This window comes from Caulobacter sp. AVps18 (assembly GCF_058681425.1).
Genome location: NZ_CM178737.1, coordinates 1531175 through 1552603, shown reverse-complemented (window position 1 = coordinate 1552603; position 21429 = coordinate 1531175). Strand labels below are relative to the sequence as shown.

Below are 21429 nucleotides of genomic sequence, written 5' to 3'. Positions count from 1 at the left end.
AGGCCTTGGCATGAGCGCAATCACGGCGGGGTTGTCAATCGGTGAGCAAGACAGGCTCATGGCGGTTCGTTGCGCAGCACCGCGCGCCCCAGTTTCAGCAGGGCGTCCTTCAGGCTGCCCTCGGGCTGGGCCGAAAGGCTGTCGCTGAGCTGGCGTTCCCGGGCGGCGTCGAGCGGCGGCTTGCGGCGCGGCTTCTGGACGACGGGCGCAGCGGTGTTCTTCAGCGGGCCCTGCACGATGCGCAGCCGGGTGACCACGCCCTTGCCCAGCAACATGTCGAGCCGGGCGGTGATCTGCGGCGCCTGGTGCTGGATCAGCGAGGCGACCGGGCCATCAACGCGCAGTTCCAGGGCTCCGCCCTCGCCATTGCGACCCTTGATGATGCGGACGGGCTCGGTGCGGCGGGCCAGGGGCTCGCCGACGATTTCCTTCCAGCGGGTCTGCAGGGCGCTGGGACCCTGGCCATGCTTGGCCTCCAGTGCCTTGAGCAGCGGGGCCAGGTTCTTGCCGGCCGGCGGCGGCGGCCGCATCGGCGGCCGGGTGCGACGCCGCGTGAGGATCGCAATGGCTTCTTCGGCGGTGGGCAGGGGGCGGCGGGCCATCAGGTCAGGCTAGCACGAGGCCCATCGCTTGCGGTAGGCGAGGCGCATGAAAGATCGCGACGCCCTCCGCAGCGCCCTGCTGTCCTGGTACGACCGACAGGCGCGCGACCTGGCCTGGCGGGTGGGCCCCGCCGACCGGCGCGAGGGCGTGCGCGGCGATCCCTACCGGGTCTGGCTGTCGGAGGTGATGCTGCAACAGACCACCGTGCCGCACGCCACGCCCTATTTCCTCAGCTTCACCCAGCGCTGGCCGACCGTCTCGGACCTCGCGGCGGTCGAGGATGGCGAGCTGATGGGAGCCTGGGCGGGGCTCGGCTACTACGCCCGTGCCCGCAACCTGCTGGCCTGCGCGCGTGCGGTGACGGTCGATCATGGCGGCGTCTTTCCTGATACCGAGGAGGGCCTACGCGCCCTGCCCGGCGTCGGCGCCTATACGGCGGCGGCCGTGGCGGCCATCGCCTTTGACCGGCCGGCCAATGTCGTCGACGGCAATGTCGAGCGGGTGATGGCGCGGCTGTTTGCGGTCGAGACCCCCGTGCCCGACGCCAAGCCGGAACTGAAGGCGCTGGCGGGCGACCTGGTCACGGCTGACCGTCCCGGCGACTGGGCCCAGGCCCTGATGGACCTTGGCGCAACCGTCTGCCGACCCAGGTCGCCGCTGTGCGATCTGTGCCCGATCTCGGCCTGGTGCGAAGGCCTCAAGACCGGCGCGCCAGGGACCTATCCGCGCAAGACCAAAAAGGCTGAGCGCCCCCGGCGCTATGGCGTGGCCTGGCTACTGACGCGCGGCGACGAGGTCGCTCTGGTTCGCCGCCCGCCTAAGGGCCTGCTAGGCGGCATGCTGGGCCTGCCGACCAGCGACTGGCGCAACGCTCCGTGGTCGGATGAGGAGGCGCTGGCTGTCGCGCCGGTGGTAGGCACCTGGCGCGACCGGGGCGCGGTCGAGCACGTCTTCACGCACTTCTCGCTGACCCTGCGGGTGTTCGCCGCGGAGGGCGACGGCGACTTCGTCTGGACAACGCCCGAGGGGCTGAGCGCTTTGCCCAGCGTGTTCCTGAAGGCGGCGTTGGCGGGCGAGCGGCTGATCTAGCGACGTGCGAACGCGGCCAAAGCATCAAGGAAGTCGTTGCCGAAAATCTTCAGCAAGAAGGCGGCGATCACCAAGATCACGGAGTAGGTCAGAGCCGACACGACGCCGATCATCACGTCCTTCCAAAGAGGGCGTCCACGCGCCAGAGCGTCGCGTTCTATAGCTGGCGTCTCATCTTCCAGCACGCTTTGGGCATAGCCCGACAAGGCGCTATCGGCGGTTTCGCGAAAGGCCTTGAGCGTCGTCGGCGTCCACTGGCGGGAAAAGCTTCGCAGTTCGGTCGCCGTCGGCGCGCGCCCTTCTCGGGCCTCATGACCCTGAAGCCATTCGCGCTTCGCCTGCTTGTAGAGCCCGTAGGCGATAAAGCCTTGAATGTCGTCTGATGCGCGGACCAACTGGTCGAAGACCGGATTGTAGTTGCTGGCCGCCAAAGACCCCGACCTACCGGCCAGCCAGCACGGACTTGGCCCGCGATAAGGCTCGCTCATGGGCGTCGCGGCTCAGGCTGACGACCTTGCTGCCATCCGGACGTTTAATCGTCCGCAGGACACTGCCGTTGCGGGCATCCTGGAAGGCGACGGGGCTGACGACCGCCTTTTCGCCGAAGAGTTTTCCAATCCGGATCATAAGGTGAACGCTCTCACTTCGCGCGGGATTGCGCAAGGTGAGGGCGCGAAAATAAGACCTCTAGTTCATCCCCGCCCGGACCTGGGCCCGCAGTACGTCGATCGGGGCCAGACCCGCGTCGGTCTTGAAGTGCCAATAGGTCCAGCCGTTGCAGGCCGGGGCCGATTGCACCAGAGCGCCGATCTTGTGAATCGAGCCCGACAGGTCGCCGACCGTGATCGAGCCATCGGCGCGAATCTTGGCCGCATGGGCGCCCTTGGAGCAGAACAGGGTGTCGCCGGGACTCAGAAGGCCGCTCTCGACGATGGTGCCGAACGGCACGCGCGGCTCGCTGCGCTTGGAGCCCATGACGTCCAGATCTTCCGGGGCGATCGGGATGACCTTGGCGATGCGGGCCTTGGCGTGCTCGATATACTCTGCCTCGCGCTCGATGCCCACGAAGCGGCGGCCCAGGCGCTTGGCGGCCGCGCCGGTGGTGCCGACCCCGAAGAACGGATCCAGGATCACGTCGCCCGGCTTGGTGGTCGACATGATCACCCGGTAAAGCAGGGCTTCCGGCTTCTGGGTCGGGTGGGCCTTGTTGCCGTCGGCGCCCTTGATGCGCTCCTCGCCGGTGCACAGCGGGATGGTCCAGTCCGAGCGCATCTGCACCTCGTCATTGGCCATCTTCAGGGCGTCGTAGTTGAAGGTGTAGCGCTTGGCGGCCTGGCTCTTGGAGGCCCAGATCAGGGTCTCGTGGGCGTTGGCGAAACGGGTGCCCTTGAAGTTGGGCATCGGGTTGGACTTGCGCCAGATGACGTCGTTGAGGATCCAGAAGCCCAGGTCCTGCACGGCCACGCCGACGCGGAAGATGTTGTGATAGCTGCCGATCACCCAGATGGCGCCGTCGTCCTTCAGCACTCGGCGGGCGGCCTTCAGCCATTCGCGGGTGAACTTGTCATAGGCCGCAAAGCTCTCGAACTGGTCCCAGTGGTCATCGACCGCGTCGACCTTGGAATTGTCGGGACGCAGCAGATCCCCGCCCAGCTGCAGGTTATAGGGCGGATCGGCAAAGATCAGGTCGACCGACTTCTCGGGCAGGGCGTTCATCGCCTCGATGCAGTCGCCCTGGATGATGGTTTCCGGCCCGAAGGTCATGTCGCGTCCTCAAGAAGTAGAGCGGAATCATGAGTCTTCCTGGTAAACGGCTCATTGAAATATGTGGTTAGCGAGAGATTAAGAGCCGCCTGAGGGCTGTTTACTTCCCTAGCGTCGCCCGCCCGATGCTCCCGGTTCAGGCGCCAGGCCCGCGACAGACGGGCCGCGCGATCCGGGAGAATGCCATGGAAAGCCCGCTCGACCGGCTGGATGCCAGCCGTCTCAGCCCCTTTTACCAGGATCATCATCTCGCCTGGCGCGACACCCTGCGCCGCTGGGTGGCGCGGGAGATCACCCCCTTCGTCGACGCCTGGGACGAGGCCGAGAGCTTTCCCCGCGAACTCTATCGCAAGGCCTCGGAGATCGGCCTGCTGGGGCTGGGATGGCCCGAGGAATACGGCGGCTCACCGTCCGACCCGTTCATGTCGATCATCACCAGTCAGGAGATGGCCCGCCACGGCGCGGGCGGCGTCAATGCCAGCCTGATGAGCCACGGCATCGGCCTGCCGCCGATCCGCACCCTGGGCTCTGAGGCCATGAAGGCGCGGGTCATTCCGCCCGTACTGGCCGGCGAGAAGATCTCGGCCCTGGCCATCACCGAGCCGTCGGGCGGATCGGACGTGGCCGCCCTGACCACCACGGCCCGCCGCGACGGCGACGACTATGTGGTCAACGGCGGCAAGACCTACATCACCAGCGGCATGCGGGCCGATTTCTACACCGTGGCGGTGCGGACCGGTGGCGAAGGCGCGGGCGGTATCTCGCTGCTGCTGATCGAGCGCGACCGCGAGGGCTTTGGCCGCACGCCGCTGAAGAAGCAGGGCTGGTGGGCGTCTGACACCGCCACCCTCTATTTCGATAATGTGCGCGTGCCGGTCGAAAACCTGATCGGGGCCGAGAACCAGGGCTTTGCCGGGATCATGCGCAACTTCAACAGCGAGCGGATCGGCATGACAGCCGGGGCCGTCGGCTTCTCGCGGGTCTGTCTGGAAGACGCCATCACCTGGGCCCGCGAGCGCAAGACCTTCGGCAAGCGCCTCGCCGACCACCAGGTGATCCGCCACAAGCTGGCCGACATGTACAAGCGTATCAGCGTCACCCAGGCCTGGCTCGAGACCCTGGCCTGGCGGATCCAGCAGGGCGAGCAGCCGATTGCCGAGATCGCCCTGCTCAAGGTCCAGGCCACCGAGACCCTGGAATACTGCGCCCGCGAAGCGATGCAGGTGATGGGCGGGGCCGGCTATATGCGCGGCAGCCGGGTCGAGCGCATCTATCGCGAGGTGCGGGTCAACGCCATCGGCGGCGGTTCGGAAGAGATCATGCGCGACCTGGCCGCGCGGCAGATGGGGATCTGAGCGGGCGGCTAGCTCTGGGCGAGCAGGGCCTTGATCGGAGCCCAGCTCAACCGGTGGATCGGCGAGGGGCCGAGCCGCTGAAGGGCCGCGACATGGACGGCGGCGTGATAGCCCTTGTGGCCGGCGAAGCCGTAGCCGGGATGGACAGCGTCCATCTCGACCATGATCCGGTCGCGGGCCTCCTTGGCCAGGATCGAGGCTGCGGCGATCGAGCACGACAGGGCGTCGCCCTTGACCACGGTCTGGATCGGGCACGGCAGGTCGAACCGGTAGTTGCCGTCGACCAGGGCGAAGGCCGGGGTCACCGCCAGGGCCTGCACCGCGCGGCGCATGGCCAGGCCCGTGGCCTTGAGGATGTTGGTCGCGTCGATCTCCTCGACGCTGGCAAGACCCACGCCCCAGGCGATGGCGGCCTCCTGGATCTCCAGCTCCAGCGCCGCCCGGGCCCGGGCGGTGAGCTTCTTGGAGTCGTTGAGGCCTTTGGGGATGCGGTTTGGATCGAGGATTACGGCCCCGGCGCTGACCGGTCCGGCCCAGGGGCCCCGTCCCGCCTCGTCGACACCGCAGACCAGGCAATGGCCACAGGCCAGTTCGAGGGACATGTCAGGACCAGTGCGCATGGGCGGTTCTTTAAGCGGATTTGCCGGGCCTGGGAATGCGAGGCTGCCCTCCGCAAAAGCCCTTAGGCGCCGCTGCGGATTTGCACCTCGCCCGCGATGCGACTAATCGGCTTTCCATGAGCACCACCGCCGATCTCGACGACAAGAAGGCCCGCGCCCGGGTCTGGTTTGAAACCCTGCGCGACCAGATCTGCGCCGCCTTCGAGACTCTCGAGGATGAAGCGCCCGCCGACCTCTATCCCGGCGATCCGGGCCGTTTCGTGCGTACGCCCTGGGACCGGGCGGCCGGCGGCGGCGGCGTCATGTCGATGATGAACGGGCGCCTGTTCGAGAAGGTCGGCGTCCATGTCTCGACGGTGTTCGGGACCTTCACGCCGGAAATGGCCAAGGGCATGCCGGGCGCCGACGAGGACCCGCGCTTCTTCGCCACCGGCATCAGCCTGATCGCCCACATGACCAATCCGCGCGTACCGGCCGTGCACATGAACACGCGCTTCATCGCCACGACGAAAACCTGGTTTGGCGGTGGCGGTGATCTGACACCGTTGCTGGGCTATCAGCGTCAGCAGGACTTCCCCGACGCCATCGACTTTCACGCCGCCTATCAGCGCGCCTGCGACGCCCACCACCCCGACTGGCACGCCAAGTACAAGGCCTGGTGCGACGAGTATTTCTTCCTGCCGCATCGCAATGAGCCGCGCGGCATCGGCGGCATCTTCTATGACCATCACAACAGCGGCGACTGGGACCGTGACTTCGCCTTCACCCAGGACGTGGGCAGGGCGTTCCTGGAAATCTACCCCACCCTGGTGCGTCGCCGAATGGGCGAGGCCTGGACCGCCGACGAGCGCGAGCAGCAACTGGTCCAGCGCGGGCGGTATGTGGAGTTCAACCTGCTCTACGACCGGGGCACGATGTTCGGGCTGAAGACCGGAGGCAATGTCGAGTCGATCCTCAGCTCAATGCCGCCGGCGGTGAAGTGGCCTTAGGGCCCTTTTTCACCAGTGCGCCGGGCCGCCCTGCAGAAACTGCGCGGCATAGGTCGCGACGCGGGCGTGCTGCGGGGTGGGGACTTCGGCCATCTTGCCTGGCGGAAAGTATGAGCCGTGGCCGTAGTTGTCGGTCTTGTCGATCTGCTCGCCCCGGATCGTAGCCTGCTCTGAGCGCGGCCATCGTGCGCCATGCCAGCCCAAGGCACCGCGGGATGCCGCGTCGTCATCGCCGAAGAACAGGTCGCCGGCCCAGTCCCCGATGCGATAGGCGGCCTTCAGAACCATGTCCCGCTTTGAGGCCAGATAGGTGAGTCCCTGGGCGTTGCTGACGCTGGCGTCATAGGGGCATTCCAGGCAGTCGTCGTCGGTGGCCGGCGCCGTGAGACAAACCCTACCTGCCTTGCGGTCCAGCCTCGCCGTCGCCTCCAGTGCAAGGCGGCCACCTAGGCTATGCGACAGAAAATGGATATCCCGCGCCCGTCGCAGCCAGGTGTCGGCATAGCGCGCCAGATGGCGACCGCCATTGACCGCATCGCGCCATTCGCCGGGATAGTTGATCGCCGGGATCAGAAAGTCGCCCGGCCAAAGCACGCCCACGACAACGAAATCACTGGGCAGCAAGGGCTTGAGCGCCGCTTCCAGTCGCGCGACCGAACGCAGGCCCCGCTCGTAGGAGACGTTGAAGCCATGAACCGCGAAGACCACGGACTTGTTGTCCAGACGCCCGGCGAAGTCCGCGTCCTTGAGAAGCTTCAGGGTCGGCTTGGCGACCAGCCCGTCCCCCTCCAGGGGATCGGGAACGTCACGCAGCCCGTAGCCCAGAGCGCCCTGCCGAAGGTTCAGATAGAGAGTCATCAGGCCAGACCCGTCACGGCCGGCGGGCAGTCTGCAGGGCCTTGGAGGCCGCCGTCAGGGCCGAGACCAGATCCTTGGCGATCGGCGCGACCGGCACGGCCAGAAGGCCGACCACGACCGCCGCACAGCCTGCCTGGTCTGATTGCAGGAATGTCCCGAAGTCGCCCTTGGCCACGCCTGAATCCTCCATGATCTTCTGGACCGCGACCGCCAGGATCACGGCCAGTACCCCGGCCAGCAGTCGCGACCAGTTGCGATAGGCCTGATCGGCCCGGTCAAAGGCGCCGTCCAGACGGGCCTCGATCGAGGCTTCAAGGCGGCCGATCAGGTTTACGTCGACCTGCTCAAGCTCCTCGCCCGTCGCAAGCTTCTCGGCCACCGCCTTCAAGCTTGTCTCATTCACACCGCCGTAGTGGGCGAGCCCCGGGGCCGTCTCCGCATTCAGCCCCAGGCGGATCATCGAGCGGATCACGCCGATCTGCTCGCCACGTGGGCGCCCATTGATCCAGTGGGCCAGAATGATCTTGCGCCAGTCTCCCCCCATGGCCACGGCCAGGGGCGCTTTCAGATTGTCGACCACCTTGGCCACAAAGGGAAAGCCGATCCAGGACACGCCACCAAAGGGCAGGGTCTTGAGGGCGTCCACCAGACTCATGGCCGTCAGGCCAAATGCTCCCGTCGCGCCGATGAAGGCGATCACCAGATTCAGGGATTCCATTGCACCCACCCGAGGACAGTGAAGGAACAGCGTTATCTCAAAATGCGGCCCATTTCAATGTTGGATTGCATTGCAGCTTCAACTGCACGTCATAAGGCTTGACTAGGATTCGGTCGCCTGCTGCAGGAACCGGCCGATCCACCCGGCAACGCGAGCGCGGTCGTTGGGTGCCTGCAGGGTGGCGATGGCGGCGTCGGCCTGGGCGTCGGTATAGCGCGTGCCGCGCCGCGCCTCGATCAGGGCTGCCGCATAGGCGGGGTCGAACTCGGGATGGACCTGCATCGAGATGGCTGTTGTGTCATAGGCCAGCACGCCGAACGGGGTGAAGGCGCTGCCCGCCAACACCTGCGCGCCGGGCGGCAAGGCCACCACCTGGTCCTGATGCGAAGCGGGGATAGCGATAGGCGCCGCCCCATCCATCCAGGGCGCGGCGGCGGCGACATCATAGCGATGCAGCCCCACGCCCCAGCCCTTGTCGGACTTGACCACCTGGCCGCCGAACGCCTGGGCCATGATCTGGTGACCGAAACACACCCCGACCAGCGGGACCCGGCCCTTGGCGGCGCGCAGGAAGTCCGACAGCGGTTCGATCCACGGCAGGGGATCATAGACGCCCACTGAAGAGCCGGTGATGATCCAGGCGTCCTGCTCGTCCGCCGCCTGCGGCAGATGGCCGGCCTGGACATCATAGGCACGATAGCTGTGAGCCGGACCCAGCAGGGTCTGGAACATCCCGCCATAGCGCCCGAAGCTCGCTTGCAGCGCTTCCGGCGGCTCGCCGGTTTCCAGCAGACCGACCCGCATCAATAGACCATGCCCTGGGCGACCGCCTTCAGCCGCTCGATGGCGCTGAACTTGTCCTCGATGAAGTCCTGGTCGATCCACCAGATCTCGATCTCGCGCATCACCTCGCCCACCATCGGCCCCTTGGGCACGCCGGCCTTCATCACCTCTTCGCCCGACAAGGGGAAGGTCGGCGGGGCCCAGGTCTCGGCCAGGGCCAGCAGGGCCCGCCACTGCGGCGCGGTGACCGGCCGCCCCGAAGCCGCCCAGGCCAGCTTCACCCGGTCGCAGAAGGTGCGCAGGCCCAGGGCATAGACCGCCCGGCGCGCCTCACGCGGGCTCATCCAACTGACGATGCGCGGCGAGGCGCCCACCGCATCAATCAACCGGTCGCGGACATTATTGGCCAGGCGCAGGCGCTCGGCCATCTGGCCGGCTACTGCCGGATCGCCAGGGATCAGCGAGGCCAGGCGCAGGTCGGGATCATTCTCGAACAGCTGCTCGGTCTCGATACTGACCAGGCTGTCGAAACAGGCCAGCGACTTGACGAAGGGCAGGGTCGAGCCCAGCACGCCGGTCGCCGCCATCAGCCGCAGGGCCGGACGGGGGTCCTCGGCCGCCAGCAGCTTCATCAGCTCCTTCTGGGTGCGCTCGGCGGCGCGGCCCGAGACCATGCCCTTGAGCGCCTTGCAGGCGGCCAGGGCCTTCTGGTCGGCCTCGCCCTTGCCGTACCAGGCGTGGAACCGGAAGAAGCGCAGGATACGCAGATAGTCCTCGCGGATGCGGGTCATGGGGTCGCCGACGAACACCACGCGCCCGGCCCTCGCGTCGGCCAGGCCCTCGCCGGTCGGGTCATAGACCCGCCCCTCGGCGTCGGCATAGAGGGCGTTGAAGCGGAAGTCGCGACGCTGGGCGTCCTGGTCCCAGTCCAGGCTGAAGGCCACCACGGCGCGGCGGCCGTCGGTGGACACGTCGCGGCGCAGGGTAGTGATCTCATAGGGCTTTCCGCCCGACAAAGCCGTGACGGTACCGTGGTCGACCCCGGTGGGAATGGCCCGCAGCCCGGCCCGCGACAGGGCGTCGATCACCTGGTCGGGGGTCAGGGTGGTGGCGATGTCGATGTCGTCGATGGGTTTGCCCATCAGGGTATTGCGCACGCAGCCGCCGACGAAACGGGCGCAGCCAGGGAAACCCTGGGCTTCCAGGGCAGCGATCACGGCGCGTGTCTCGGGCAGCGCCATCCAGGGCGGTATGCCGATCGATTCACCCTGCAACGTCAAACTCCAACCCTAACCGTCATGCCCTGGCGCGGGCGACAGTGTTAGGCCATGACCTCCGTCGTTCGCTAGCGGTGAAATGCGTGCCGCTAGAGCATTTTCCGATAAGTGTGAAACGGTTATCGGATCGAAAAATGCTCTAAACTTTTGATTTAGAGCCCTTTTCGCCCGACCCTGATGAAGCCATCAGGTCGGAAAGGGCTCTAGGTCAGGCATTGGTCTCGGGGTGCAGGCGATCATAGAGCGCCCGCAACATGCCCGCCGTCGCGCCCCAGATGAACCGATCGTTCCATGGCATGGCGTAGAAGTGTCGCCGCTCGCCGGTGGGGGTTTCGCGATGCTGGCGCTGGTGATTGTCGGCGTTCATCAGGAAGTCGAACGGCGTCTCAAAGACGTCGGCCACCTCTTCGGGGCTGGCGACCAGCTGGGCGGCCGGATCGATGAAGCCGACCACCGGCGTGACATGAAACCCCGTCACCGTCTGATAGCCCTGCAACAGCCCCGCCAGGCTGACGAAACCGGGGTCCAGCCCGACTTCTTCCTGAGCCTCGCGCAGGGCAGTGACCCAGGGCGTCTCGCCCGGATCGCAGCGGCCGCCGGGAAAGGCGATCTGGCCCGTATGGCTGCGCATCGTGTCTGACCGTCGGGTCAGCAGCACGGTCAGGCCCTCCTCACGCTCGATGAGCCCCACCAGCACCGCGGCGGGCCGCAGGGCGTGGGGGTTATCAAACGTCAGGCCGGGATTGAGGTCGAAGTCCGAGCGCACCGGATCGGCCAGGCTTGGGTCGTAAAGGTCGATGGGGTCCAGTCGACTGGTGATCCAGTCGCGGCGTTCCTGCGGGGTCACGCGACCACCGTCCCGGCCGGGGCGATGGGAAACCAGGCCCCGTTCGAGGTCACGCCGAACTCTTCGCCGGTCTGCGTCGGACGCGGCTGGGCCATCTCGGCCAATTCATAGAAGACCGGCCGGGCGATCAGCGCTTCCAGCCCCCGGCGCACATGCACATAGGGGCGCGGCTCGCCGGTGACCGGATCGGTCTCGACGCGGATGGGGTTGTCGGGCCCAGCCTCGACCTCGTCGCCGACATTGGTCGTGAAGCGCAGGACCTCGCCATCCCGGTCCACCCGCACGGCGATGAATGGCGCGTCCTCGACACTGATCTTCATCTTCTCGGCGGGCGTGACGAGATGATAGCCGTCGGGGTCCAGCCGCAGCACGGTCGAGAACAGCCGCACCAGCGCCTCGCGGCCGATCGGCGTGCCTTCATGGAACCAGACGCCGTCCTTGCGGATGCGGATGTCGATCTCGCCGCAATGGGGCGGGTTCCATAAATGCACCGGCGGCAGGCCGCGCGCGCCGGCGACCTTGGCGGCCGCAGCGACGCCTTCGAGTCCGGCCTTGGGCGCATCGACGGTCATGGCTTTCAGGTAGGCCATGCCGCCGCCCTACTCAAGGCGATGTCGCCTCAGGGGATAGCGACCAGACCCGAAAGGCCAAGGTCACCGCCCTCGACCAGGGCTTTCAGCAGCACCCGCCGTTGATCCACCGGCCCGGGCATGACCACGCCCGCCGTGTGGGCCGAAGAAAAGCCGGCGCGCGTGAAATAGGGCGCGTCGCCGACCAGCAGCACGGCCTTCCAGCCGGCCGCCTTCGCGGCGGCGCAGGCGCTTTCGACCAGGGTCTGGCCAAGGCCCGCGCTGCGCTCGTCGGGATCGACAGCCAGGGGCCCGAGGAAGGCGACGGGCGCGCCGCCCACGGTCACCGGCCAAAGGCGCACGCAGCCCACGGGGCGGCCCTCGCGCATCGCGACATAGGAGCAGTCGGCCAGCAGGGCGTTGCCCTCGCGCAGGCGCTCGGAAACCTTGGCGAAGCGGCCGGGGCCAAACACCCGGTCGATCAGGGTGGTGACGGCGCGCTCCATCGCCGGCGTCTCAAGGACCAGCACGGGCGCGGACAGGGATGGGGTAGAGGCTTTGGAAAGGGAGGTCATCGGCCTTCGGAATGCGAAAGGGCGTCGGGAACTCCCGACGCGAAGGCGCGGGAGGGCGTCAGATCGTGGCGCGTTCGCGCGTCATTCGTCGTTGGCGTCGCATCACCCAACCTCCGGAAGCTCGCGGGCGCTTTAGGGCCAAGGCTCTGCGAGGTCAACATCGTTGCGATACCGGGTCCTGCCTCTATGCTGCAACGCAATGTCCGACCTCCCCACCGCGTCCGCCGAACCTGTCCCAGACACCTCTACCCGCGCCCTGTTGCGGGAACGTGACTTCATGCTGTTCTGGGCCGAGCGCTTCCTCTCGACGCTGGGGGTGCAGATCCAGTCGGTGGCCCTGGGCTGGCAGGTCTACGCCATAGCGCGTCTGACCCACTCGGTCGGCGAGTCAGCCTTCCTGGTCAGCATGATCGGCCTGGCCCAGTTCCTGCCGCTGCTGCTGCTGACCCTGATCGCCGGCGAGACGGCAGACCGGCAGACCCGCAAATATATTGTCGCCATCACCCTGGCGATCGACGCGGTCAGCGCCAGCGTCCTGCTGTTCCTGGCCCTGACGGGCTCGCACGCCCTGTGGCCGATCTTCGCGGTCTCGGTGCTGTTCGGGGCCAGTCGCTCGTTCATGTCGCCGGCCAGCACCGCCCTGGGGCCCATGCTGGTGCCGCGCGCCCTGCTGCCCCGCGCCATAGCCTGGAACTCGCTGTCCTGGCAGAGCGGCTCGATCGTCGGTCCCGCCTTGGGCGGCCTGCTGCTGATCCACTCCCCAGGTCTGGCCTTCGGGGCGTCAGTGGTTCTGTACCTGACGGCGGCGGTGATGGCCCTGATGATCCGCCACAGCACCCGGCCCGAGACACAGCCAGGGTCGCGCCTTGAGCTGATCAAGGAAGGCCTGTCTTACGTCTGGAACAACAAGATCGTGTTCGGCTCGATCTCGCTGGACCTGTTCGCGGTGATCCTGGGCGGTGCCACGGCCCTGCTGCCGGTGTTCGCCAAGGACGTGCTGCATATCGGCCCTGGCGGTTTTGGTCTGCTGCGCGCCTCGCCGGCCATCGGAGCCTGCCTGGTCGCCATCTATCTGGCGGCCAATCCGATCCGCCGCCATGCCGGCCGGATCATGTTCGCGGGCGTGGCCGTATTCGGCGCGGCGACCGTGGTCTTTGGGCTTTCGCAATTGCTCTGGCTGTCGGTCGGCGCCCTGGCCCTACTGGGCGGGGCCGACATGCTCAGCGTCTATGTTCGCCAGACCCTGGTGCAGATCGTCACCCCCGACGCCATGCGCGGCCGGGTCTCGGCGGTCTCGGGCGTATTCATCAGCGCCTCCAACGAACTGGGCGAGGCCGAGAGCGGCGTCGCGGCCTGGTTCCTGGGCCCCGTCGGCGCGGCGGTGTTCGGCGGAATCGGAGCCATGGGCGTGACCGGCCTGTGGGCCTGGCTGTTCCCGGAACTGCGCAAGGCCGACCGGCTGGACTAGCTTCTCCTGCCCCGTGAAACGGGGGAGGTGGCGCGACGCCATCGGCGTCGTGACGGAGGGGGCATCGGGCGGCACCCTCGTCAAAACACGGCTTGTCGGAAAGGTTGGACGCCCCCTCCGTCACGTCGCGTATCCGCGCCGCGCCACCTCCCCCGCTATGCGGGGCAGGAGAATAGCTTCAAACGCCCGCCAGCCTGCGCAGGGCGTCGCCGGTCATGCGCCGGATGACCCATTCGTCCATCGAGGCCGCGCCCAGGCTGTCATAGAAGGCGATGGACGGGGCGTTCCAGTCCAGCACGCTCCATTCCAGCCGTCCCAGATTCTCCTCGATGCAGCGTCGGGCGAGATTGGCCAGCAGGGCCTTGCCTGCGCCGGCGCCGCGCGCGGAAGGCCGCACGAACAGGTCCTCCAGATAGATCCCGTGCCGGCCCACGAAGGTCGAGAAGTTGTAGAACCACAGGGCAAAGCCCACCGGCTCGCCGTCCAGCTCGGCGATGTCGGCGAAGGCGCGGGGGTTTTCACCGAACAGGGCAGCGGCGATGTGGGCTTCGGTCGCCTCAACCGAGTCGAGCAGCTTCTCATACTCGGCCAGATCGCGGATGAACGACAGGATCAACGCGCTGTCGGCAGGCGTGGCGGGACGAACGATGGTGGTCATGGAGCCCTGGGCTTTGGCGAAAGTCTGGTCCGTCTAGCCGATCTTGACGCCTGGAGGGGCGACGCTGTCGGCGGGCACGAAGAAATCTGGCATCAGGCTGGCGGTCGGATCGACGCTGTAGGGCGTGAAGTCGGTGACGCCCTCGCCGTAGAGGAACGTGTCGTCGATCAGGAAATTGCCGGAAAATGCGCGCGACGGTTTCTCAAAGATCGCATGGGCCGCGTCGGCCATGATCTCCACGGTCCGGCAGTGGCGCAGGCCTTCCTCGCCGGCCAGGGCGAACTGGATGGCGGCGGTGGCGATGCCGGTGCGCGGCCACAGGGCGTTGAAGGCGATCCCGTCACCTTTGAACTCTTCGGCCATGCCCAGCACGCACATCGACATGCCGAACTTGGCCATGGTGTAGGCGACGTGGCTGCCGAACCAGTGCGGTGCCATGTCCAGCGGCGGCGACAGCATCAGCACGTGCGGATTTTCCGCCTTCTTCAGGTGCGGGATACAGGCCTTGGAGGTCAGGAACGTGCCGCGCGTATTGACCTGGTGCATCAGGTCATAGCGCTTCATGTCGGTCGACAGCGTGCCGGTGAGCGAGATGGCCGAGGCGTTGTTCACGCAGATGTCGATGCCGCCGAACGTCGCCACGGCCTTCTCGACGGCTTCATAGACGCTGGCTTCCTCGCGCACGTCGACGATCAGCGGCAGCGCCTTGCCGCCGACGGCCTCGATCTGCGCCGCCGCCGAATAGATGGTGCCGGGCAGCTTGGGGTGGGCCTCCGCAGTCTTGGCGGCGATGACGATATCTGCCCCGTCTCGCGCGGCTCTCAGCGCGATGGCCAAGCCGATGCCGCGCGAGGCACCGGTGATGAACAGGGTCTTGCCTTGAAGCGACATCAGAGAAACTCCCGTTGAATGTGGATTGGCTTGGGCCCGCTGCTGGCCAGGTTCATCCAGCCCCCGTGGTTTCGACCGACAGGGCCCACAGGCGCTCGGCCGCCTCGGGATCTAGGGCATGCGGCAGGACGCCGGCCCAGGGTTTGTCCTTGGTCCACGGCTGCGCCTGCGCCAGATCTTCCAGATAGAGCCCGCCCACGCCTTCAAGCTCGTCACCGACGGCAGCCCAGACGCTGGTCGATGCGCCTTCTTCGGTCGTCTTGAAGCCGTCGCGGACATTGCCCTTGTCGTCGATCCAGCCCAGGGCGATCTGCTCCTCGATGGGCAGGTGGCGCTGCAGCGGGGTCATGATGCCGCCCGGCATCACGGCATTGGCGAACACGCCCTGGTCCTTGAACCGCGCATTGAAGCCGACTGCGAACAGGGCATTGGCCGACTTGGCCTGGCCGTAGCTTTCCCACTTGTCGTAGTCGCGGCCCCTGTAGTGCAGGTCATCGAAATTCACCCCCGCGCGGCGGTGGCCGATCGACGACAGCGACACCAGCCGCGAGGTCTTGCCCGACTGTTTGGCGCCGGCGATCAGGTTCGGGGCCAGCAACACCGACAGCAGATAGTGGCCGAAATGGTTGGTGCCGATCTGCATCTCCAGACCGTCCTCGGTATAGGCGAGCGGGCAGGCCATGACGCCGGCGTTGTTGATCAGGATGTTCAGCGGCTTGTCGCCCCAGCGCTCGGCAAAGGCGCGGATCGACTTGAAGCTGGACAGATCCAGCATCGACCAGGAGGCTTTCGCGCCTCTCGCGGTCTTGTTGACCTCGGCAACGGCGGCCTCGGCCAGGTCGGGCTTGCGGACCGCGATAACGACTTCCGCCCCGGCTTCGGCCAGGGCGCGGGCGGTCTCGACGCCGATACCCGTGGCGGCACCGGTGACGATGGCCACCTTGCCGGTCAGGTCATGGCCGGCGACCACGTCGCGGGCCGGGGTATAGGGGCTGAAGCCCGAGGTGATGCGGTCGGCCATGTCGTTCTCTCCCGATGTTCTATTGTTTTTATTGCCATAAATCTTGTCATCCCGGCCGGAGCGGAGCGTAGAGCCGGGACCCAGGGGCCAATGCACTGCGGCCGCCCCTGGGTCCCGGATCGCGCCTGCGGCGCGTCCGGGATGACAACAAAAGGAGGGCTTAGGCGACCTTGCTGAAGTCGGCCGGACGACGCTCGGCGAAAGCCATGAAGGCCTCGCGGGCTTCGGCGGTCTGCAGGCGCTCGGCGAACAGGGTGCCTTCGGTGTCCATCAGGGCGGCGATCTTCTCGGCGTCGCGCATCAGGCGCTTGGTGGTGGTCAGGGCCCCCAGCGGCCGCTTGGCCAACTGGTCGGCCGAAGCGCGGGCCCGGGCGCGCAGCTCGTCCAGCGGCACCACCGCATTTGACAGACCCCAGGCAGCCGCAGTCGTGCCGTCCACCGCTTCGCCGAGCGCGAACATCGCATAGGCGCGAGCGTGGCCGATGCGGGCCGGCAGCAGCCAGCTGGAGGCGGCTTCGGGCACCAGGGCCAGGTTGACGAAGGGCGTGGTCAGGCGCGCGTCGGGGCTGGTGAATACCAGGTCGCAATGCAGCAGCATGGTTGTACCTACACCCACGGCCTGGCCATGCACGGCGGCGACCAGCGGCCGGGTGGCGTTGGCCAGGGCCTTGAGGAACCGCCCGACATGCCGCTCGCCGCTGAACGCGCCGGTGGCCTGGGCGGTGAAGTCGGCCAGGTCATTGCCGGCCGTGAAGGCGTCGCCATCGGCCTGGAACAGCACCACCCGCACGGCGGGGTCGGTCTCGGCCTGCTCCAGGCTGTCGGCCAGCACGCCATACATGGCGTTGGACAGGGCGTTCTTCTTTTCCGGACGCGACAGGGTGATGGTCATCACACCGGCGTCGATCTCAACCTTCACTTGCTCGGTCATGCGGGATCTCCGTTGGGGAACTTGGTTTGCAAGCGGGCGCAGGCCGAGCCTATACGCCGCGCGAGAAAATCAAACAGATGTTTCAGGCCCCCTGCTCGAGCGGTACCAGGCGACCCCCTCGGCGTCGGCCTGGCGCGTTACCAGGCCCCGGCCGATCAGGCAGTTGAGGTGAGCCAGCGCCTCGCCCGTCGCCATGCCCAAGAGGTCCGGACCGATCGGCCGGGCGAACAGGGCTCCGAAAACGTCGATCACCCGCCGGGGTTCCGCAATCTTCTTTTGCAGTCGCGACAGGCCCCGCTCGTGGCCGCCGATCAGATGGTCGATCCGCGCGTGCAGCCCATGGAACGGATCATTGTGGGCCGGCAGCACCAGCACGCTGTCAGGCACGGTCGCCTTGACCTTGGCCAGCGAAGTCAGCCAGTCGGTCAGGGGGTCAGCTTCGGCCTCAGTCGGAAACACCGAGACATTGGACGAGATGCGCGGCAGCACCTGATCGCCGCTGATCAGCACATCCAGTTCCGGGCACCACAGGCAAGCGTGGTCAGGTGAATGGCCCTGCCCCGTCACCACACGCCAGGTCTTGCCGCCGATGTCGAAATCCTCGCCGTCCGACAGGCGGCGATAGCTGTCGGGAAGGGCGTAGATCGCCTTTCCGAAGCCGCCGAAGCGGGCCTTGTAGTTCTCGATGGCGTCCTCGTCCCAGCCGGCGGCCTTGAAGAACCGCACCCCGTCCTCGGGTGCCTCGCGGCCGGTGTCGGCTACCAGCATCCGGCACTGGAAATATTCCAGGCGGGTCATCCACAGCCGACAGTCGAACTTGCGCACGATCCAGCCGGCCAGGCCCACATGGTCAGGATGCAGGTGGGTGCAGATCACCCGTGTGATCGGCTTGCCGCCCAGCGCTCCGGCAAAGGCCGCCCGCCAGGCCTGGCTGGTCTCCTTGGTCTGGACACCGGTATCGACGATCGCCCAGCCCTCGCCGTCGGCTATGGCCCAGACATTGATGAACTGTAGCGACCCACCCAGAGGCTGCCTGAGCCACAGAACGCCTGGCGCGACCTCGACGGCGTCGCCTGTGCCCTGCTCGGGAACCGTCTCGAACGGATAGACCAGCTTGGGCCGGCGAGGCTCAACCGCCTCTTCTTCGATCCCGTCACGCATCGGCTGATCCCCTCCGTTCAGGCTGTCGCCATGTTTTCGCTCACCTCGGAGGACATCTTGACCCCCAACGCAAGCGCGCGCTTATGTCCGCGCGAGGAATCGACCCAGGAGATGTTCCCCATGAGGCCACTCGCGATCGGCTTGGCCGCCGCCCTCGCGCTCGGCGCGCTTATCCCCGCCGCCGTCATTTCGGCGCCGAAAGAGAGCAAGGACAAGCCCGCTATCGACGCCAAGGCGCGCGAAACGGGCATGAAGGAAGCGCCCCCTATCGTCCAGGCGATCGGCTTGGGCTGCACCGTCGCTGACGCGCGCCTGATCGGGGCCGACAAGAAGTCGGCGACCAGCTATTACGAAGTCGCCTGCCAGGACAGCATGGGCTTTGCGCTCGTCGCCAAGAAGGACACTGCGCCCCAGGCGTTCAGCTGCCTTGAAACCGCCGTTCCCGGGCCGGATGGAAAGCCCGGCGGCCTGCTCTGCCTTCTGCCGGGCAACGCCGACCAGAAGGCCGGCCTCAAGCCGTTCATCGCCAAGGCCGGCGTGACCTGCGACATCGAAAACGCCCGCGCCATCGGTTCGGGGGCCAAGAATTCGTACTTCGAAGTCGCCTGCAAGGGCAACTCGGGCTACATCGTCCAGACCGTCAGCCCGGTCAATGTGGCCGGTGAAGTCGTCGCCAACAGCTGCCTGCTTTACGAAGAGGGTGCCAATGTCAGCTGCAAGCTGACCGACAAGGCCGCCCAGCTGGCCATCGTCGACACCCTGGCCGCAGCCTCGGGCAAGAACTGCACGGTCAAGGACAAGCGCTACGTCCTCAGCACCAAGGCCGACAACTACTTCGAAGTCGCCTGCGCCGACGGCAAGGGCTACATGCTGCAGCAGACTGTGGCCGGCGGCGCTCTGGCCCGCACCATTGACTGCACCCAGGCCAGCTTCGTCGGCGGCGGCTGCACGCTGACAGACGCCACCGCAGCCTTGACCGAACAGGCCGGTCTGTACAGCAAGCTGGCCACCAAGGCCGGCTTCGACTGTCAGGTCGAGAAGTACGGCATGCTGCCCAGCGAAGATAACAGGAAGGAAGTCGTCGAGCTGAAGTGCAAGAACCGTCCCGACGGTGCGATCGCAATCTTCTCGGCCGGTCCGGCGGTGGTCTATGACTGCCTGACCTCTGAACTGAACGGCTATCGCTGCAGCTTCTCCAAGTCGGACACCGCGTTCCCGCGCCTGTCGGCCGACCTTAAGGCCTATGGCAAGGGTTCATGCGAGGTTTCCAGCGTTCGCCTGGTGGGTCGCAATGACACCGAAGGCTATGTCGAGGTCGCCTGCTCCGACGGCCTGCCGGGCTGGGTGATGAGCTATCCGGTCAACACGCCCAACCCGAAGTCCAAGGAAATCCTGTCCTGCTCGCAGGCCAAGGGTATCGGCGGCGGCTGCAAGCTGCCGACCAACGTCAAGAAGAGCTGATCGGGTCCTTCGCGACCTGAAAAGCAAAGCCCGCCGGGATCGCTCCCGGCGGGCTTTTTTAATCCTCCCCCTAGCGGGGGAGGTGTCGCCGCAGGCGACGGAGGGGGAAGTGCTGCTGACTCATTGCGGTCTTCCCCCGCCGGCCTGACGGCCGCCTCCCCCTTGAGGAGGAGGACCTATTTCATCGCCGCTTCGATGAAATGCGGCCCCGGCGTCGTCATCGCCTTTTCCATCGCCGCATCGAACGCCTGCGCCGTCTCGACCCGCTGCGCCGGCAGGCCAAGGCCGCTGGCCAGCGCCACCCAGTCGATACGCGGATCGCCCAGGTCCAGCAGGCGCGAGGCCTTGGGACCCGGTTCGCCGCCGCCGGTGCGGCCCATCTCGATGCCCAGGATGCGATAGGCGCCGTTGGCGAAGATCACCACGGTGACGTCCAGCTTTTCGCGGGCGATGGTCCACAGGCCCTGCACCGTGTACATGCCCGCGCCATCGCCGTTCAAGCTCAGCACCTTGCGGTCAGGACAGGCCACCGCCGCGCCGATGGCGACGGGGATGCCCTGGCCGATGGCGCCGCCGGTCAGGCTCAGCCAGTCATGGGCGCGGGCATTGCGGGTCTGGGTGAAGATCGGCAGACCGGCAGTCACGGCGTCGTCCGAGATGATCCCGCCCGTCGGCATGTGCCGGGCGATGGACGCGCCCATGGCCCAGGCATCGAACTTTTCGCCGGGCGCGGCAGGCGGGACATAGGCCTCGGCAGTTCCCTGCGCGGGGGCACCCAGGGCGTCGGCCAGGGCGTTGAGGGCGGCAGGCGCATCGACCTCCCGGCCGCACAGGGTCTCAAGCGCGCAGCCCTCTGGGACCAGAACGCTGGGCCGGTCGGGATAGGCGAAGAAGGCTACGGGTTGGCTGGTTCCGGCCAGGACAATCAGATCAACCCCGGTCAGGTCCTTGAGGGCCTGTTCGCCGAAATACATCATCTTGTCGGGTCTGAAGCGACCCTCGCCCCGCGACTGGCGGGCGGTGAAGGTGTCGGTCAGCACCCGAACCCCGACGGCGGCCAGACGCCCGGCGGCGGCGATGCCCGCCTCGCCACATCCGCTGGAGCCCAGCAGAACCACGGGCTTGTCGGCGGCCTTGATCGCTGCGGCAACGGCGGCGACGGCTGAGGCGTTGGGCGCGGCGGGACGCGGAGCCTCGATCACCGGCCCGGCAGCGTTCGTCTCGTTCCAGGCGCTGTCGGCGGGCAGGATCAGGCAGGCATTGCCGCCCGGCGCGCCGAAACTGGCGGCCACGGCCTGCGCGGCCAGGGCCCCGACCTCGTCAGCGGACTCGGCCGACTTGACCCAGATCGAGTTGGGCGCGGCCAGGGCCGCAATGTCGGAATTGAGCGGCGCGTCATACTGGCGATGGTCGGTGGCGTGGTCGCCGATCACATTGACGATCGGCGTATAGGCCCGCCGCGCATTGTGCAGATTGGCCGCGCCATTGGCGTAGCCGGGACCCAGGTGCAGCAGGGTGCAGGCCGGCTTGCCTGTCATGCGCCCATAGCCGTCAGCCGCACCGGTGGCCACGCCCTCGAACAGGCACAGGATCGAACGCATGCGCGGCTCGCGGTCCAGGGCGGCGACAAACTGCATCTCGCTGGTGCCGGGATTGGCGAAACAGGCGGTGACGCCGTTGTCGGCCAAGGTGGTGATCAGGGCGTCGGCGCCGTTCATTCTGGTTTCTTTCCCTAGTCTTCTTACCATCCCGGCCAAGCGCGAGGCGCGCCGGGCCGGGACCACCGGATGC

At 67.0% G+C, this 21429-nt stretch carries 24 protein-coding genes; 5 read left to right on the top strand and 19 right to left on the bottom strand.

What is annotated here, in order from left to right; genetic code table 11:
• Positions 1-56: 56 nt before the first annotated feature.
• Entirely contained in the window at positions 57-602 is a 546-nt protein-coding gene (locus ACW179_RS07245) for a DUF721 domain-containing protein (protein ID WP_492063627.1), read from the bottom strand.
• 46 nt (positions 603-648) lie between these two features.
• Here ACW179_RS07245 and mutY point away from each other — a divergent pair, with 46 nt between their 5' ends.
• Complete coding sequence (gene mutY / locus ACW179_RS07240; RefSeq protein WP_492063626.1) at positions 649-1692, top strand: A/G-specific adenine glycosylase; 1044 nt, start codon at positions 649-651, stop codon at positions 1690-1692.
• Here mutY and ACW179_RS07235 read toward each other — a convergent pair.
• From ACW179_RS07235 to ACW179_RS07225, 3 genes are read right to left on the bottom strand one after another with little or no spacing between them, the layout of a single operon-like run.
• Positions 1689-2123, bottom strand: coding sequence for a hypothetical protein (locus tag ACW179_RS07235; protein WP_492063625.1), 435 nt, complete (start codon positions 2121-2123; stop codon positions 1689-1691). The two genes, mutY and ACW179_RS07235, sit on opposite strands and share 4 nt — an antisense overlap.
• A 10-nt stretch (positions 2124-2133) precedes the next feature.
• Complete coding sequence (locus tag ACW179_RS07230; RefSeq protein ID WP_492063624.1) at positions 2134-2319, bottom strand: hypothetical protein; 186 nt, start codon at positions 2317-2319, stop codon at positions 2134-2136.
• Between the two features lie 60 nt (positions 2320-2379).
• A complete protein-coding gene (locus tag ACW179_RS07225; protein WP_492063623.1) occupies positions 2380-3456 on the bottom strand; it encodes a site-specific DNA-methyltransferase in 1077 nt (358 codons plus the stop codon).
• 185 nt (positions 3457-3641) lie between these two features.
• Between ACW179_RS07225 and ACW179_RS07220 the strand changes: the two genes are divergently transcribed.
• The gene (locus ACW179_RS07220) at positions 3642-4811 is read left to right on the top strand and encodes an acyl-CoA dehydrogenase family protein (RefSeq protein ID WP_492063622.1); all 1170 of its coding nucleotides are present in this window, start codon (positions 3642-3644) and stop codon (positions 4809-4811) included.
• Positions 4812-4819: 8 nt separating this feature from the next.
• Here ACW179_RS07220 and rnhB read toward each other — a convergent pair whose 3' ends face one another.
• Positions 4820-5431, bottom strand: a complete 612-nt coding sequence (gene rnhB, locus ACW179_RS07215; RefSeq protein ID WP_492063621.1) for a ribonuclease HII — start codon at positions 5429-5431, stop codon at positions 4820-4822.
• A 116-nt stretch (positions 5432-5547) separates the two neighbouring features.
• On the opposite strand from rnhB, the gene hemF reads away from it, so the two are divergent.
• Entirely contained in the window at positions 5548-6420 is an 873-nt protein-coding gene (hemF, locus tag ACW179_RS07210) for an oxygen-dependent coproporphyrinogen oxidase (RefSeq protein ID WP_492063620.1), read from the top strand.
• A gap of 9 nt (positions 6421-6429) precedes the next feature.
• Here hemF and ACW179_RS07205 read toward each other — a convergent pair whose 3' ends face one another.
• The 8 genes from ACW179_RS07205 to ACW179_RS07170 form a co-directional block, all read right to left on the bottom strand.
• Complete coding sequence (locus ACW179_RS07205; RefSeq protein WP_492063619.1) at positions 6430-7278, bottom strand: alpha/beta hydrolase; 849 nt, start codon at positions 7276-7278, stop codon at positions 6430-6432.
• A gap of 13 nt (positions 7279-7291) precedes the next feature.
• The gene (locus ACW179_RS07200; RefSeq protein WP_492063618.1) at positions 7292-7996 is read right to left on the bottom strand and encodes a hypothetical protein; all 705 of its coding nucleotides are present in this window, start codon (positions 7994-7996) and stop codon (positions 7292-7294) included.
• A gap of 102 nt (positions 7997-8098) precedes the next feature.
• Positions 8099-8800: a glutamine amidotransferase-related protein gene (locus ACW179_RS07195; RefSeq protein WP_492063617.1), complete on the bottom strand. Its 702-nt coding sequence runs from the start codon at positions 8798-8800 to the stop codon at positions 8099-8101.
• Positions 8800-10053 carry a CCA tRNA nucleotidyltransferase gene (locus tag ACW179_RS07190; protein ID WP_492063616.1) on the bottom strand — a complete coding sequence of 418 codons (1254 nt, stop codon included), beginning with the start codon at positions 10051-10053 and terminating at the stop codon, positions 8800-8802. The genes ACW179_RS07195 and ACW179_RS07190 overlap by 1 nt, the downstream gene beginning before the upstream one ends.
• Before the next feature lie 211 nt (positions 10054-10264).
• On the bottom strand, positions 10265-10903 hold the full coding sequence (locus ACW179_RS07185; RefSeq protein WP_492063615.1) for a CoA pyrophosphatase: 639 nt from the start codon (positions 10901-10903) through the stop codon (positions 10265-10267).
• Positions 10900-11475, bottom strand: a complete 576-nt coding sequence (locus ACW179_RS07180; protein WP_492064265.1) for a DUF1285 domain-containing protein — start codon at positions 11473-11475, stop codon at positions 10900-10902. Before ACW179_RS07180 ends, ACW179_RS07185 begins: the two co-directional genes overlap by 4 nt.
• Before the next feature lie 47 nt (positions 11476-11522).
• A complete protein-coding gene (locus ACW179_RS07175; RefSeq protein ID WP_492063614.1) occupies positions 11523-12047 on the bottom strand; it encodes a GNAT family N-acetyltransferase in 525 nt (174 codons plus the stop codon).
• 58 nt (positions 12048-12105) lie between these two features.
• Positions 12106-12150: a hypothetical protein gene (locus ACW179_RS07170; RefSeq protein ID WP_199223529.1), complete on the bottom strand. Its 45-nt coding sequence runs from the start codon at positions 12148-12150 to the stop codon at positions 12106-12108.
• Between the two features lie 96 nt (positions 12151-12246).
• On the opposite strand from ACW179_RS07170, the gene ACW179_RS07165 reads away from it, so the two are divergent.
• Entirely contained in the window at positions 12247-13515 is a 1269-nt protein-coding gene (locus ACW179_RS07165) for an MFS transporter (protein WP_492063613.1), read from the top strand.
• 178 nt (positions 13516-13693) lie between these two features.
• On the opposite strand, the gene ACW179_RS07160 is transcribed toward ACW179_RS07165, so the two are convergent.
• The 5 genes from ACW179_RS07160 to ACW179_RS07140 all read right to left on the bottom strand — a co-directional run bounded on the left by ACW179_RS07160 (position 13694) and on the right by ACW179_RS07140 (position 18177).
• Positions 13694-14173 carry a GNAT family N-acetyltransferase gene (locus ACW179_RS07160; RefSeq protein WP_492063612.1) on the bottom strand — a complete coding sequence of 160 codons (480 nt, stop codon included), beginning with the start codon at positions 14171-14173 and terminating at the stop codon, positions 13694-13696.
• 33 nt (positions 14174-14206) lie between these two features.
• Entirely contained in the window at positions 14207-15064 is an 858-nt protein-coding gene (locus ACW179_RS07155; protein ID WP_492063611.1) for an SDR family oxidoreductase, read from the bottom strand.
• Positions 15065-15116: 52 nt separating this feature from the next.
• A complete protein-coding gene (locus tag ACW179_RS07150) occupies positions 15117-16085 on the bottom strand; it encodes an SDR family NAD(P)-dependent oxidoreductase (protein ID WP_492063610.1) in 969 nt (322 codons plus the stop codon).
• A 160-nt stretch (positions 16086-16245) separates the two neighbouring features.
• Entirely contained in the window at positions 16246-17016 is a 771-nt protein-coding gene (locus ACW179_RS07145) for an enoyl-CoA hydratase (protein ID WP_492063609.1), read from the bottom strand.
• Positions 17017-17085: 69 nt separating this feature from the next.
• Positions 17086-18177 carry an MBL fold metallo-hydrolase gene (locus ACW179_RS07140; protein WP_492063608.1) on the bottom strand — a complete coding sequence of 364 codons (1092 nt, stop codon included), beginning with the start codon at positions 18175-18177 and terminating at the stop codon, positions 17086-17088.
• Between the two features lie 120 nt (positions 18178-18297).
• Between ACW179_RS07140 and ACW179_RS07135 the strand changes: the two genes are divergently transcribed.
• Entirely contained in the window at positions 18298-19638 is a 1341-nt protein-coding gene (locus tag ACW179_RS07135) for a hypothetical protein (RefSeq protein WP_492063607.1), read from the top strand.
• A gap of 176 nt (positions 19639-19814) precedes the next feature.
• On the opposite strand, the gene ACW179_RS07130 is transcribed toward ACW179_RS07135, so the two are convergent.
• On the bottom strand, positions 19815-21356 hold the full coding sequence (locus ACW179_RS07130) for an acetolactate synthase large subunit (RefSeq protein ID WP_492063606.1): 1542 nt from the start codon (positions 21354-21356) through the stop codon (positions 19815-19817).
• Positions 21357-21429: the final 73 nt, after the last annotated feature.